General features: G+C 55.3%; 12 protein-coding genes. 9 read left to right on the top strand and 3 right to left on the bottom strand.

The features are described from left to right. Window positions 1-154: 154 nt before the first annotated feature. Window positions 155-1,165 carry a quinone-dependent dihydroorotate dehydrogenase gene (pyrD, locus tag EAE_RS15555; protein ID WP_015704900.1) on the bottom strand — a complete coding sequence of 337 codons (1,011 nt, stop codon included), beginning with the start codon at window positions 1,163-1,165 and terminating at the stop codon, window positions 155-157. Between the two features lie 248 nt (window positions 1,166-1,413). Between pyrD and ssuE the strand changes: the two genes are divergently transcribed. From ssuE to ssuB, 5 genes are read left to right on the top strand one after another with little or no spacing between them, the layout of a single operon-like run. Beyond that, window positions 1,414-1,989 carry an NADPH-dependent FMN reductase gene (gene ssuE / locus EAE_RS15550; RefSeq protein WP_015704899.1) on the top strand — a complete coding sequence of 192 codons (576 nt, stop codon included), beginning with the start codon at window positions 1,414-1,416 and terminating at the stop codon, window positions 1,987-1,989. After that, window positions 1,982-2,944, top strand: a complete 963-nt coding sequence (locus EAE_RS15545) for a sulfonate ABC transporter substrate-binding protein (RefSeq protein ID WP_015704898.1) — start codon at window positions 1,982-1,984, stop codon at window positions 2,942-2,944. Before ssuE ends, EAE_RS15545 begins: the two co-directional genes overlap by 8 nt. Beyond that, window positions 2,941-4,086 (top strand): FMNH2-dependent alkanesulfonate monooxygenase, encoded by a 1,146-nt coding sequence (gene ssuD / locus EAE_RS15540; protein WP_015367446.1) that lies wholly within the window; start codon window positions 2,941-2,943, stop codon window positions 4,084-4,086. Before EAE_RS15545 ends, ssuD begins: the two co-directional genes overlap by 4 nt. A 10-nt stretch (window positions 4,087-4,096) precedes the next feature. Further along, window positions 4,097-4,888: an aliphatic sulfonate ABC transporter permease SsuC gene (ssuC, locus tag EAE_RS15535; RefSeq protein WP_015367447.1), complete on the top strand. Its 792-nt coding sequence runs from the start codon at window positions 4,097-4,099 to the stop codon at window positions 4,886-4,888. Further along, window positions 4,885-5,658: an aliphatic sulfonates ABC transporter ATP-binding protein gene (gene ssuB / locus EAE_RS15530; RefSeq protein WP_015704897.1), complete on the top strand. Its 774-nt coding sequence runs from the start codon at window positions 4,885-4,887 to the stop codon at window positions 5,656-5,658. Before ssuC ends, ssuB begins: the two co-directional genes overlap by 4 nt. A gap of 97 nt (window positions 5,659-5,755) precedes the next feature. On the opposite strand, the gene pepN is transcribed toward ssuB, so the two are convergent. Further along, entirely contained in the window at window positions 5,756-8,371 is a 2,616-nt protein-coding gene (gene pepN, locus EAE_RS15525; protein WP_015704896.1) for an aminopeptidase N, read from the bottom strand. A 328-nt stretch (window positions 8,372-8,699) separates the two neighbouring features. Here pepN and pncB point away from each other — a divergent pair, with 328 nt between their 5' ends. The 4 genes from pncB to EAE_RS15505 all read left to right on the top strand — a co-directional run bounded on the left by pncB (window position 8,700) and on the right by EAE_RS15505 (window position 14,515). After that, complete coding sequence (pncB, locus tag EAE_RS15520) at window positions 8,700-9,902, top strand: nicotinate phosphoribosyltransferase (protein WP_015704895.1); 1,203 nt, start codon at window positions 8,700-8,702, stop codon at window positions 9,900-9,902. Window positions 9,903-10,066: 164 nt separating this feature from the next. After that, window positions 10,067-11,467: an asparagine--tRNA ligase gene (gene asnS / locus EAE_RS15515; RefSeq protein ID WP_015367451.1), complete on the top strand. Its 1,401-nt coding sequence runs from the start codon at window positions 10,067-10,069 to the stop codon at window positions 11,465-11,467. Between the two features lie 591 nt (window positions 11,468-12,058). Further along, the gene (gene ompK35, locus EAE_RS15510; RefSeq protein WP_015367453.1) at window positions 12,059-13,138 is read left to right on the top strand and encodes a porin OmpK35; all 1,080 of its coding nucleotides are present in this window, start codon (window positions 12,059-12,061) and stop codon (window positions 13,136-13,138) included. Between the two features lie 186 nt (window positions 13,139-13,324). Further along, a complete protein-coding gene (locus tag EAE_RS15505; protein WP_015367454.1) occupies window positions 13,325-14,515 on the top strand; it encodes an amino acid aminotransferase in 1,191 nt (396 codons plus the stop codon). A 67-nt stretch (window positions 14,516-14,582) separates the two neighbouring features. Here EAE_RS15505 and EAE_RS15500 read toward each other — a convergent pair whose 3' ends face one another. Next, a complete protein-coding gene (locus tag EAE_RS15500) occupies window positions 14,583-15,230 on the bottom strand; it encodes an MBL fold metallo-hydrolase (protein ID WP_015367455.1) in 648 nt (215 codons plus the stop codon).

The following is a 15,230-nucleotide window of genomic DNA, read 5'->3' as shown; positions in this document are numbered from 1 at the left end:
CTTCCACTTCCTTCTGCAAAGCAATGGCATCCTGCTACAGAATAATTTCTAAAATTAAGAAAAGACTAAAATGTCTAAATAAGCAACAATGAAGGAATATAAAACAACCAGGGCCGGAAATAAAGCCCTGGGGAAGATTCAGAAGGGGAAAAGATTAGATGTGTGTAACAATTTCTTTAATCAGCGGTGGCCCTTTAAAAATAAACCCGGAATAAATCTGCACCAGTGTGGCGCCAGCAGCCAGCTTTTCACGAGCGGCAATCACCGAGTCAATACCGCCAACTCCGATAATGGGCAAACGATCATTTAATTCCGTGGCCAGCATACGAATAATCTCGGTGCTTTTTAATTGTAATGGACGACCACTCAACCCACCGGTTTCATCACAATGCTTCATCCCCTGGACCAGTGAACGATCGAGGGTGGTATTGGTAGCAATGACGCCATCAATATTATGGCGGACTAAGCTGTCGGCTACCTGGATCAATTCTTCGACAGAAAGATCCGGGGCGATCTTCACCGCCACAGGAACATATTTTTGATGTTTCTGTTGAAGTTCGAGCTGCTTATTTTTAATACCGCTGAGTAAATCATCCAGCGCTTCACCATATTGCAGAGTACGTAACCCTGGGGTATTCGGCGAGGAGATATTAATGGCGATATATCCAGCGTATGGATAGACTTTTTCCATACAAATCAGATAATCATCTTTACCCTGTTCAACCGGGGTATCTTTATTTTTACCGATATTAATCCCCAGCACGCCGTCAAAATGCGCTTTTTTCACATTCTCGACCAGGTTATCAACGCCGTGGTTATTAAAGCCCATGCGGTTGATCAAACCTTCGGCATCGACGAGACGGAAGATCCTCGGCTTGTCATTGCCCGGCTGCGGACGCGGAGTCACGGTACCAATTTCGATTGAGCCGAAGCCCATCGCACCGAGCGCATCAATGCACTCGCCGTTTTTATCAAGCCCGGCCGCCAGCCCCAGCGGATTCTTGAAAGTCAGCCCCATGCAGGTAACGGGTTTCGACGGTACTTTTTGTCGAACCAGCATTTCCAGCGGCGTGCCGGTGACGCGGCGTAATTGTTGGAAGGTTACTTCATGAGCGCGCTCAGGATCGAGCTGAAAAAGAGCTTTACGAACGAAGGGATAGTACATGAACTCTCCTGGATTCCCGGTGTGCAAACCGGGGGCGTATTATGTTCGATCCGCGCCCGAAAGGGAATTGACCTGCGACAAAAAATCACGCGTCCAACGCAAACGTTTACTTCTCTGCGGCCTGTTATGCGCATTTTGGCAATTTAACCCCGGAAAAATCATTTAGGGAAATAAACGCCCTCTGTCACACTGCCACAAAATGTTATCAATTATAGATAAATGCAAACATTTGGTTATAAGGAGAGAGTATGCGCGTTATTACACTCGCGGGCAGCCCCCGCTACCCTTCTCGCTCAAGCGCATTGCTGGAGTACACCAGAGAGAAACTTACCGCGGCCGACATCGAAGTCTATCACTGGCATTTACAGAATTTTGATCCCGAAGATCTGCTTTACGCCCGCTTCGATAACCCCGCGCTACATACCTTAAATGAACAACTGGCCGGCGCTGATGGCCTGATTATCGCCACCCCCGTCTATAAAGCCTCTTTTTCCGGCGCACTGAAGACGCTACTGGATTTGCTCCCCGAACGCGCTCTGGAAGGCAAAATTGTCCTGCCGCTGGCGACAGGCGGCACCATCGCCCATATGCTGGCGGTCGATTACGCCCTGAAGCCGGTGCTTAATGCTCTCAAAGCGCAGGAGATCCTCCATGGCGTATTCGCCGATGACAGCCAGGTCACCGATTATCAACATAAACCGCAGTTCACACCGAATCTGCAAAACCGTCTCGACCAGGCGCTGGAGACCTTCTGGCAGGCGCTGAATCGCCGCAATAGCCGCATCCCGGGGCTAAAGACCTTACAGGGGGTTGAGCATGCTTAATCCTCTGCGTGCCCTGACCCTCGGCGGGCTACTCGCGCTTTCCTTTATTACGCATGCGGCCCCGCAGGCGCCGGAAGCGTTACGCATCGGCTACCAGAAAGGCAGCGTCAGTATGGTGCTGGCGAAGAGCCATCAGCTGCTGGAGCAGCGCTATCCGCAAACTAAGATTTCGTGGGTTGAGTTTCCCGCCGGGCCGCAAATGCTGGAAGCGCTGAACGTCGGCAGTATCGATATCGGCAGCACCGGCGATATCCCACCGATTTTCGCTCAGGCTGCCGGCGCCGATCTGGTCTATATCGGCGCTGAGCCGGCGAAACCGAAAGCGGAAGTGATTCTGGTCGCCGATAACAGCCCAATCAACAGCGTGGCTGAACTGAAAGGCCGTAAGGTGGCGTTCCAGAAGGGCTCAAGCTCGCACAATCTGCTGCTGCGCGCTCTGCAGCAGGCAGGGCTGAAATTCAGCGATATCCAGCCGGTGTATCTTGCCCCCGCCGATGCCCGCGCCGCTTTTCAGCAGGGTAATGTTGATGCCTGGGCTATCTGGGATCCCTATTACTCTGCGGCGCTGCTGCAAGGCGGGGTACGGGTACTGAAAGATGGGAGCGACCTGAAGCAAACCGGTTCGTTCTATCTTGCCGCCCGTCCTTATGCCGAAAAGAACGGCGCCTTTATCGAAGGGGTGCTGGCGACCTTTAGCCAGGCGGATGCCCTGACCATCAGTCATCGCCAGCAAAGTATTGCCCTGTTGGCCAAAACGATGGGGCTACCCGAAGCGGTGATAGCCAGCTATCTCGACCATCGTCCGCCAACTGCGATATCGCCGGTAAGCGCTGAAACGGCCGCTCGCCAACAGCAAACCGCCGATCTGTTCTATGAGAACAAGCTGGTACCGAAAAAAATCACTATTCAAAACCGTATCTGGCAGCCTGCCCCCGCACAAGGAGCGAAATCATGAGTCTGAATATGTTCTGGTTCTTACCCACCCACGGTGACGGCCGCTATCTGGGCACCGACGAAGGCGCGCGCCCGGTAGACTACAGCTATCTGCAGCAAATCGCCCAGGCCGCCGACCGCCTCGGCTTCACCGGCGTACTGATTCCCACCGGGCGCTCGTGCGAAGATGCCTGGCTGGTTGCCGCTTCAATGATCCCCGTCACCCAGCGGCTGAAGTTTCTTGTCGCGCTGCGCCCAAGCGTGGTATCCCCCACCGTCGCCGCGCGCCAGGCGGCTACCCTTGACCGGCTCTCTAATGGCCGGGCATTGTTCAATCTGGTCACCGGCAGCGATCCGAATGAATTAGCTGGCGATGGGGTATTCCTCGACCACACCGAACGCTACGAAGCCTCCGCCGAGTTCACCCATATCTGGCGCAAACTGATGGAAGGTGAAACCGTGACTTTCCACGGCAAGCACCAGCACGTGCGCGGCGCGAAACTGCTCTTCCCACCGCAGCAGCAACCGCGACCGCCGCTCTACTTTGGCGGCTCCTCGGACGTTGCGCAGGATCTGGCCGCCGAACAGGTCGACCTCTACCTGACCTGGGGCGAACCGCCGGCGCAGGTGGCGGAAAAAATCGCCCAGGTGCGTGAGAAAGCCGCGCGCCTCGGCCGCAGCGTCCGCTTTGGTATTCGTTTACACGTCATCGTCCGCGAAACCAATGAAGAGGCATGGCAAGCGGCGGAGAGCTTAATCTCCCATCTGGATGACGAGACCATCGCCCGCGCGCAGGCCGCCTTCGCGCAAACCGATTCTGTTGGCCAACATCGCATGGCGGCGCTGCACAACGGCCGTCGCGACAAGCTGGAAATCAGCCCGAACCTGTGGGCCGGGGTCGGGCTGGCGCGCGGCGGCGCGGGTACCGCGCTGGTTGGCGATGCGGCAACCGTCGCTGAACGTATTAATGAATACGCTGAACTTGGCATCGACAGTTTTATCTTCTCCGGCTACCCGCACCTTGAGGAAGCCTGGCGAGTCGGCGAACTGCTGTTCCCACTGCTTGATGTCAACGTCCCGACGATCCCTCAGCCGCAAAACCTGCGTCTGCAGGGCGAAGCGGTAGCGAATGAATTTATCCCGCGTAAAGCGGCGCAAAGTTAGGGAGCGAACTATGGCAGCTTCTTCGCAGAAACTTCTGTTACGCCTCGCCCCCTGGTTTTTACCGGTGGGCACCGTGCTGATCTGGCAATTGGCGTCATCGGTAGGCTGGCTCTCAACCCGTATTCTCCCCTCTCCGGAGGGGGTATTGAAAGCCTTCTGGACGCTCTCGGCCAGCGGCGAACTGTGGCAACACCTGGCGATCAGTTCCTGGCGCGCCTTACTTGGCTTCGCCATTGGCGGCTCCATCGGCCTGACGCTCGGGCTCATTAGCGGGCTCTCGCGTTGGGGCGAACGCCTGCTGGATACGTCCATCCAGATGCTGCGCAATGTACCGCATCTGGCGCTAATCCCATTGGTGATTTTGTGGTTTGGTATTGACGAAAGCGCCAAAATATTTCTTGTCGCGCTGGGGACGATGTTTCCGATTTACATCAATACCTGGCACGGCATCCGCAATATCGATCGCGGTCTGGTGGAAATGGCGCGTAGCTATGGCTTATCAGGATTTGCCCTCTTTCGCCACGTGATCCTTCCCGGCGCCTTGCCCTCGATTATGGTCGGCATTCGCTTCGCCCTCGGATTGATGTGGCTGACGCTTATCGTCGCTGAGACCATCTCCGCGAATGCCGGAATCGGCTATCTGGCTATGAACGCCCGCGAGTTTCTGCAAACTGACGTGGTGGTGGTCGCCATAATTCTTTACGCCATTCTCGGCAAGCTCGCCGATTTTAGCGCGCAACTGCTGGAACGCGTCTGGCTACGCTGGAACCCGGCGTACCGTCTTCAGGAGGCTAACGCATGAATACTGCTCGTCTTAATCCCGGGATCCCGCTGTTACTCAATGGGGTCAGCAAACGCTACGGCGACAATGTCATTCTCAATGAGCTGGATTTACATATTCCTACCGGGCAATTTGTCGCGGTGGTCGGTCGCAGCGGCGGCGGTAAAAGCACCCTGTTGCGCCTGCTGGCCGGGCTGGAAAAACCCAACGGCGGCGAACTACTGGCAGGCGCGACGCCGCTTGCGCAGATTCAGGATGATACGCGTATGATGTTCCAGGACGCGCGGTTGCTGCCGTGGAAGACGGTTATCGACAACGTTGGACTTGGGCTGAAGGGCCAGTGGCGCGATGCCGCCCGCCAGGCGCTGGCCAGCGTCGGGCTGGAAGAGAGAGCCGATGAGTGGCCGGCGGCCCTCTCCGGCGGGCAAAAACAGCGTGTTGCGCTGGCCCGCGCGCTGATCCATCGCCCGCGTCTGCTGCTGCTGGATGAACCGCTGGGAGCGCTTGACGCCCTCACCCGTCTGGAAATGCAGGAATTGATTGTCTCGCTCTGGCAAGAACACGGCTTTACCGTGTTGCTGGTAACTCATGATGTGAGTGAAGCGGTGGCGATGGCCGACCGGGTGCTGTTAATAGAAGAAAAGAAAATTGGCCTCGATTTGAACGTGGATATTCCACGTCCGCGGCGGTTCGGCTCGGCGAAGCTGGCGGAACTGGAAGCGCAGGTACTCGATCGGGTGATGAAGCGCGGCGACAACGAGCGTGCGCCGCGTTTGTTTAGTCATGGCTAACTGACGTTCCCGGCCCGCGCTTCGCTCGGCCGGGCTACCAAATCGCACAGCGCTGTAGCCCCGGTAAGCGAGAGCGCCACCGGGGATTTTGCGGCCGTTACGCCAGCGCTTTGCTGATCTTCTCGAACAGATCGCCGGAGAGATTCTCCAGCCCTTTCAGCTGTTCCAGCGCCGCACGCATCTTGGCCTGACGTTTCTCATCGTAGCGTTTTAGACGAATCAGCGGCTCAATCAGACGCGACGCCACCTGCGGGTTGCGGCTATTGAGCTCGGTCAGCATTTCCACCAGGAACTGGTAACCGCTGCCGTCTTCGGCGTGGAACGCCGCCGGGTTGCTACTCGCGAAGGCGCCGATCAGCGAACGTACGCGGTTCGGGTTGCTCATCGTGAATGAACGGTGCTTGAGCAAGCCGCGTACCGTCTCAACCACATTGGCCGCCGGGCTGGTGGACTGCAGGATGAACCACTTGTCCATCACCAGGCCGTCCTGGTGCCACTTATCGTCATACTCCTGCATCAATGCATCACGGCACGGCAACTCCGCCGCCACCGCCGACGACAGCGCAGCCAACGCGTCGGTCATGTTGTCAGCATGGTGATACTGGGCTTGCACCAGCTTATCTGCCAGTTCAACATCGCCAAAAGCCAGATAGCGCAGGCAGGTATTGCGCAGGGAACGTTTACCGATATCGGCATGGTCTACGCGATAGCTGTCGAGCTTGTTGGCGTTGTAAACCACCAGCAGCTCATCGGCCAGCTCTTTCGCCAGCGTACGGGTCAGCGCTTCGCGCACCGCCGCGATGGCAATCGGATCGATGATGGTGAACAGTTCGGCGATTTCGTTGGCCGACGGCAGCGTTAAAATTTCCGCGGCCAGCGCCGGATCGATCTTCTCGTCGAGCAGGATCGCGCGGAAAGCGTCAGCGACGTGGATCGGCAGCGACAGCGGCTGCCCCTGCTGATGACGGTTAACGTTGAGCTTGATGTAGGTCGCCAGCAGGCTCTGCGCGGCATCCCAACGCGAGAAATCGTTACGCGCGTGGCGCATCAGGAACGTCAGCTGCTGGTCGCTCCACTTATATTCAAGTTTGACCGGCGCGGAGAATTCACACAGCAGCGCCGGTACCGGCTGGAAGTAAACGTTATCAAAGACGAACGTCTGTTCCGCCTGGGTGACATTCAACACGTGGTGCACCGGATGGCCGCCCTTCTGCAGCGGGATCGCTTTGCCTTCGTTATCGTACAGCTCGATACTGAACGGGATGTGCAGTGGCTGCTTGTCGGCCTGTTCCGCGGTCGGCGGCGTACGCTGGCTGATAGTCAGGGTGTACTGCTCGGTTTCCGGGTTATAGTCGTCATGCACGGTAACGACCGGCGTACCGGACTGGCTGTACCAGCGACGGAAATGCGACAGATCGACGTTCGAAGCATCTTCCATCGCCTGCACGAAATCATCGCAGGTGGCGGCGCTGCCGTCGTGGCGCTCAAAGTACAATTGCATCCCTTTCTGGAAATTGGCTTCGCCGAGCAGGGTGTGCAGCATACGGATCACTTCCGCGCCCTTTTCGTAAACCGTCAGGGTGTAGAAGTTGTTCATCTCAATAACCATATCCGGACGGATCGGGTGCGCCATCGGGCTGGCGTCTTCAGCAAACTGCAGCCCACGCATGGTACGAACGTTGTTGATGCGGTTCACCGCGCGCGAGCCGAGGTCGGAACTGAACTCCTGATCGCGGAATACGGTCAGCCCTTCTTTCAGGCTGAGCTGGAACCAGTCGCGACAGGTCACGCGGTTGCCGGTCCAGTTATGGAAATATTCGTGACCAATGACGCGCTCAATATCGAGGTAATCTTTATCGGTCGCGGTATCGGTACGGGCCAGCACGTATTTAGAGTTAAAGACGTTGAGGCCTTTGTTCTCCATCGCCCCCATATTGAAGAAGTCGACGGCGACGATCATATAGATGTCGAGGTCATATTCGAGACCGAAACGGGTTTCGTCCCACTTCATTGAATTCTTCAGCGAGGTCATCGCCCACGGCGCGCGGTCGAGGTTGCCGCGGTCAACGTACAGTTCAAGGGCGACTTCACGCCCGGAGCGGGTGGTGAAGGTGTCACGCAGCACGTCGAAATCGCCGGCCACCAGCGCGAACAGGTAACAGGGTTTTGGGAATGGATCCTGCCACTGGATCCAGTGACGGCCATTGTCCAGCTCGCCCTGCGCGACGCGGTTGCCGTTGGAGAGCAGGAACGGATATTTCGCTTTATCGGCAATGATTTTGGTGGTGAAGCGCGCCAGCACATCCGGGCGGTCGAGGTACCAGGTAATGTGACGGAAACCTTCTGCTTCGCACTGGGTACATAGCGCTTCGCCTGACTGATACAGGCCTTCCAGCGCGGTGTTCGCCGCCGGGCTAATTTCGTTGACGATAGTCAGGGTGAAGCTGTCCGGCAAACCGCCAATCACCAGCTGATTATTTTCTTCTTTATAGTCGTTCCACGGCTGGCCGTTCACCTGCAGTGAAATCAGGGTCAGGTCTTCGCCATCCAGACGCAATGGCACATCAGACGCAGCCGCGTGACGGGAAACCTTACTCTCGGCCGTGACAACGGTTTTCGCGGCATCCAGGTCAAAGGTCAAATCAATATCGCTAATCAGATAATCCGGCGCACGGTAGTCGTGGCGGTATTTGGCTTGGGGCTGTTGTGTCATAAAAAACCTTTAGCGTGTCTGTAAAGTATCGGCTCCAGTCTATTCCTGTTGCGCAGATCGCGCTATGCAGAATCTTCATCTTTTCAACGTTCAACACGAAAATCGCTACATATTGATAACACATGAGGCACGAAATGCGCTCGACCCGGCGCAAAGCTTGTGGTGTGATCCGTGTTCAATATATTAAACTAGGCCTCGCAAATGACCGTCAGCGTTACCGTCGAGCCATCGCAGCAGGACAGCACCGGGTATTAAAGGTATACTCCGCCTCCTTTTTTCTGCTTTGGTTTGAATGGAACGCCCCAGTGAGAGGATGCTACTGCGCACCATGACACAATTCACTTCTCCTGTACTGCACTCGCTGCTTGATACGGATGCCTATAAGCTGCATATGCAGCAGGCCGTCTTCCACCGCTACTATGATGTGGAGGTGGCGGCAGAGTTCCGCTGCCGCGGAGACGACCTGCTCGGCATCTATGCCGACGCGATTCGCGAGCAGGTTGAAACCATGCGCGACCTGAAGCTGCAGGACGATGAGTATCGCTGGCTGTCCACCCTGCCGTTCTTCTCGCAGGACTATCTCGCCTGGCTGCGCGACTTCCGTTACGACCCAAGCCAGGTCACTGTCATCAACGATCATGGTAAGCTGAATATTCGCCTCGCCGGGCCGTGGCGCGAAGTGATCATGTGGGAAGTGCCGCTGCTGGCGGTCATCAGCGAACTGGTGCACCACTACCGTTCGCCGGAAATCAGCGTCGGCCTGGCGCTGGAGACGCTCGAACATAAGCTTGCCGACTTCGCCGACATGACCGCCGACATCGATATGTCGGCATTCCGCCTGATGGATTTCGGCACCCGCCGCCGCTTCTCCCGCGAAGTACAGCAGGCTATCGTGCAGCGCTTGCAGCAGGAGCCGTGGTTTGTCGGCACCAGCAACTACGATCTGGCCCGCCGATTGAATTTAACCCCGATGGGTACCCAGGCGCACGAATGGTTCCAGGCCCACCAGCAGATCAGTCCAAACCTGGCCAGCAGCCAACGCGCGGCGCTTGCCGCCTGGCTGGCGGAATATCCGGATCAGCTGGGTATTGCCCTGACCGACTGCATCACCATGGACGCTTTCCTGCGTGATTTCGGTCCTGAATTCGCCACCCGCTATCAGGGGCTGCGCCATGACTCCGGGGATCCGCTGGAGTGGGGCGAGAAAGCAATCGCTCATTATCAGAAATTGGGTATCGACCCGATGAGTAAAGTGCTGGTGTTCTCCGATAACCTCGACCTCGGCAAAGCGGTCGATCTGTATCGCCACTTCTCCTCGCGGGTGAAGCTCAGCTTCGGTATCGGCACCCGTTTGACCTGCGATATCCCACAGGTTAAACCGCTAAATATCGTGATAAAACTAGTAGAATGTAACGGCAAGCCGGTGGCGAAACTCTCCGACAGCCCGGGTAAAACCATCTGCCATGATAAGGCGTTCGTCCGCGCCCTGCGCGAGGCGTTTGACCTGCCGCCGATTAAAAAGGCGAGTTAATTTCAACAAGGAGCCTGGCAGGCTCCTTTTTCTTTATTAATTATTATCAAATTATCCCTTTATGATGCGAATTCTGCTTGTCTGATGGAAGATGACAGGTAACATAGATATCCCCCCGTTGCAGGGGAAGAGACTTTTTTATTGGACTATATAGAGAGAATATTATGAGCGTTGTGCCTGTAGCCGACGTACTCCAGGGCCGCGTTGCCGTTGACAGCGAAGTCACCGTGCGCGGATGGGTGCGTACCCGCCGAGATTCTAAAGCTGGCTTTTCTTTCCTCGCCGTCTATGACGGTTCCTGCTTTGATCCTGTACAGGCCGTTATTAATAATTCTCTGCCCAATTACAATCAGGAAGTGTTGCGCCTGACCACCGGCTGCTCGGTTATCGTCACCGGTAAAGTCGTGGCCTCCCAGGGTCAGGGACAGAGCTTTGAAATCCAGGCCTCCAATGTGGAAGTCACCGGCTGGGTTGAGGATCCGGACACCTACCCGATGGCGGCGAAGCGCCACAGCATCGAATATCTGCGTGAAGTGGCGCACCTGCGTCCGCGCACCAACCTGATTGGCGCGGTAGCGCGCGTACGTCACACCCTGGCGCAGGCGCTGCACCGTTTCTTCGACGAACAGGGTTTCTTCTGGGTATCCACCCCGCTGATCACCGCTTCCGATACCGAAGGCGCCGGTGAAATGTTCCGCGTATCAACGCTGGATCTGGAAAACCTGCCGCGTAACGACCAGGGTAAAGTCGACTTCGATAAAGACTTCTTCGGTAAAGAGTCGTTCCTGACCGTTTCCGGTCAGTTGAACGGTGAGACCTATGCCTGCGCATTGTCCAAAATCTATACCTTCGGCCCAACCTTCCGCGCCGAAAACTCCAACACCAGCCGCCACCTGGCGGAGTTCTGGATGCTGGAGCCAGAGGTAGCCTTCGCCAGCCTCAACGATGTTGCCGGTCTGGCGGAAGCCATGCTGAAGTACGTCTTCAAGGCGGTGCTGGAAGAGCGTGCGGATGACATGAAGTTCTTCGCCGAGCGCGTAGATAAAGACGCCATCGACCGTCTGCAGCGTTTTGTCTCTGCTGATTTCGCCCAGGTTGATTACACCGACGCCGTCACTATCCTGGAAAACTGCGGCAAGCAGTTTGAGAACCCGGTGTACTGGGGCGTGGATCTCTCCTCCGAGCATGAGCGTTATCTGGCCGAAGAGCACTTCAAAGCGCCGGTGGTCGTGAAAAACTATCCGAAAGACATTAAGGCGTTCTACATGCGCCTTAACGAAGACGGTAAGACCGTCGCCGCAATGGACGTTCTGGCGCCGGGCATCGGCGAAATCATCGGCGGGTCCCAGCGTGAAGAGCGTCTCGACGTGCTGGACGCGCGTATGGCCGAAATGGGTCTGAATAAAGAAGATTACTGGTGGTATCGCGACCTGCGTCGTTACGGCACCGTACCGCATTCTGGCTTCGGTCTGGGCTTCGAGCGTCTTATCGCCTACGTAACCGGCGTACAGAACGTTCGCGACGTGATTCCTTTCCCACGTACACCACGTAACGCCACATTCTAATCGCGTTTCGCTAAAACACGGACAAGGTCGGCGCAAGCCGGCCTTTTTTTATGTCAATTTTCGTGAACGAATTTCAACAAACTTAAACATCAACCTTCACAATTCGTAATTATGTTACTCACTATTTCCTTACCCTTCGTACGTAGATTTCGCACCTTATGTTAAGACACAAGTGAATACACTGATTGATTTGATTATTTTTTAATCATTCTGCGCACGTTATGCAAAAATAGCGCCTGAGCAAAAAAGGGACCGAATTGAGCTAAAAAATAATCAAATCTGTCTTTAGCGAAAATATTCATAACTAATTCATATAGATATATATGAGAAGGTGACAATCTTCGCAAAGTGGAACGGAATTTTGATTGAGTTCACAAAGTTCCAAAAAATACATATTTAGTTACATGTTTTTCTTTTAGTAACCAATTTACGATATTGGTAGCATTTTCCGGCTAGCGAAACGGCACTACCGATGGAAAGATGCCTTCAGACACCAAACTATCTTCAATAGTTCTGTAAATTTTCATTGACGGAAATTATTGCTGGCGGTGGCAAGTGTCATATAAAAAATATTAATGAGGGTAATAAATAATGATGAAGCGCAATATTCTGGCAGTGGTGATCCCTGCCCTGCTGGTAGCCGGTGCGGCCAACGCTGCGGAAATCTATAACAAAAATGGTAACAAACTGGATTTCTACGGAAAAATGGTTGGCGAACATGTCTGGACCACCAATGGTGACACCAGCAGCGACGACACCACCTATGCCCGTATCGGCCTGAAAGGCGAAACCCAGATCAACGACCAGTTGATCGGTTACGGCCAGTGGGAATACAACATGGATGCGTCCAACGTTGAAGGTTCCCAGACCACCAAAACCCGTCTGGCTTTCGCCGGTCTGAAAGCGGGTGAATACGGTTCATTCGATTATGGCCGTAACTACGGCGCCATCTACGACGTTGAATCCGCAACCGATATGCTGGTTGAGTGGGGCGGCGACGGCTGGAACTACACCGATAACTTCATGACCGGCCGTACCAACGGCGTAGCCACCTACCGTAACTCAGACTTCTTCGGTCTGGTGGACGGCCTGAGCTTTGCGCTGCAGTATCAGGGTAAAAACGATCACGACCGCTCAATTCGCAAACAGAATGGCGACGGTTTCAGCACCGCGGCAACCTACGCGTTTGATAACGGTATCGCGCTGTCTGCAGGTTACGCTAACTCCAACCGTAGCGTTGACCAGAAACGTGACGGCAACGGTGACAAAGCTGAAGCATGGGCAACCTCTGCCAAGTACGATGCTAACAACATCTATGCCGCAGTTATGTACTCCCAGACTTACAACATGACGCCGGAAGAAGATGACCACTTCGCGGGCAAAACTCAGAACTTCGAAGCCGTAGTTCAGTACCAGTTCGATTTCGGTCTGCGTCCGTCCCTGGGCTACGTGCAGACTAAAGGTAAAAACCTGCAGGCTCGCGGTGGCTTCGGCGGCGGCGATGCGGACCTGGTTAAATACGTAGAACTGGGTACCTGGTACTACTTCAACAAAAACATGAACGTGTACGCGGCGTACAAGTTCAACCAACTGGATGATAATGCCTACACTCGCGCAGCTGGCGTAGCCACCGACGACCAGGCTGCGGTTGGTATCGTTTACCAGTTCTAATCTGTAGTACACCCCTTCGTGATATGCCTAAAAAGCAGGACTTCGGTCCTGCTTTTCTGCGTTACTAAGACGAAGATCGTAACTTGCAAAAACCTTCTCGCTTTTTGTCGCAAACGGTTGGCAATTTGTAAATCTACCGTTACCCTGATAGCGGATTTCCCTCAGTAATCACAATGGAACCTCGTCATGTTTGAGAACATTACAGCCGCCCCTGCCGACCCTATTCTGGGCCTGGCCGATCTGTTTCGTGCCGATGACCGCCCAGGCAAAATTAACCTCGGAATTGGTGTTTACAAAGATGAGACAGGTAAAACGCCTGTTCTGACCAGCGTAAAAAAAGCCGAGCAATATCTGCTGGAAAATGAAACCACCAAAAACTACCTCGGTATTGATGGTATTCCGGAGTTTGGTCGCTGCACTCAGGAGCTGCTGTTCGGTAAAGGAAGCGCAATTATCAACGATAAGCGCGCCCGCACCGCCCAGACCCCAGGCGGTACCGGCGGCCTGCGCGTTGCGGCTGATTTCCTTGCCAAAAACACCGACGTTAAACGGGTATGGGTAAGCAATCCAAGCTGGCCAAACCATAAAAGCGTTTTCGGCGCCGCCGGGCTGGAAGTGCGCGAATATGCTTATTATGATGCCGCCAACCACCAGCTTGATTTCGACGGCTTGCTGGCCAGCCTGAACGAGGCGCAAGCGGGTGATGTCGTACTGTTCCACGGCTGCTGCCACAACCCAACCGGCATCGATCCGACGCTGGAACAGTGGCAACAGCTGGCGCAAATGTCTGCTGAAAAAGGCTGGCTGCCGCTGTTTGACTTCGCCTACCAGGGCTTCGCCCGCGGTCTGGAAGAAGACGCTGAAGGCCTGCGCGCGTTTGCCGCTCTGCATAAAGAGTTGCTGGTCGCCAGTTCTTACTCGAAAAACTTCGGCCTGTATAACGAGCGCGTTGGCGCCTGTACGCTGGTTGCCGCCGATCAAGACACCGTCGATCGCGCGTTCAGCCAGATGAAAGCGGTGATCCGCGCCAACTACTCTAACCCGCCGGCGCACGGCGCCTCCGTGGTGGCGACGATTCTCAGCAACGACGCGCTGCGCGCCATCTGGGAACAAGAGCTCACCGATATGCGCCAGCGTATTCAGCGCATGCGCTTACTGTTTGTGAATACCCTGCAGGAAAAAGGCGCCAGCCGCGACTTTACCTTCATCACCAAACAGAATGGGATGTTCTCATTTAGCGGCCTGACCAAAGAGCAAGTACTTCGTCTGCGTGAAGAGTTCGCTATTTATGCGGTCGCATCCGGGCGTATCAACGTTGCCGGCATGACGCCTGATAACATGTCGCCGCTGTGCGAAGCCATTGTCGCGGTGCTGTAATTTTCAGCCGTGACGCATAAGAAAAAGGCCGCAGACGCGGCCTTTTTTATTTCTTTGAGGTCAGGCATTACCAGACCGGCATTTCATCCTGCAGGAACGGATTATGCAGGCGCTCATATCCCAGCGTCGACAAGGGGCCATGACCGGGGATAAACGTCACGTCGTCGCCCAATGGCAACAGCTTACGTTTAATCGCATCAATCAGCTGGCCGTGGTCGCCGCGCGGGAAGTCGCTGCGCCCTACTCCGCCTTTGAAAATCACATCGCCGGAAATCAGCAGACGAGAGGCATCGTCAAAGAAAACCACGTGCCCCGGCGTATGACCTGGACAGTGCAATACCTGCAAAGCGATATTGCCGACGGTCACCACATCGCCTTCATTTAGCCAGCGGTCCGGCTGCAACGGCTGACACTCATCCAGCCCGAACATACGGCTTTGCGCCGGCAATCCTTCCAGCCAGAACTCATCTTCTTTTTCCGGTCCAATAATTGGCACACCGTAATGTTGCGCCAGCTCGGCTGCGGCGCCGACGTGATCCAGGTGACCATGCGTCAACAGGATCTGCATCAGGCTGACGCCTGCCGCCGCCACTTCTTCCTTGATGCGCTCGGCATCGCCGCCAGGATCGACCAGCGCGGCAAGCCGGGTTTGTTCACACCAGATTAAAGAACAGTTCTGGGCGAACGCCGTGACCGGAATAATACGATAGTTCAT

The sequence above is a fragment of the Klebsiella aerogenes KCTC 2190 genome, from assembly GCF_000215745.1.
GTDB lineage: Bacteria > Pseudomonadota > Gammaproteobacteria > Enterobacterales > Enterobacteriaceae > Klebsiella > Klebsiella aerogenes.
Note: the sequence above shows the minus strand (reverse complement) of the source record. Positions and strands in the feature narration are given on the sequence as shown.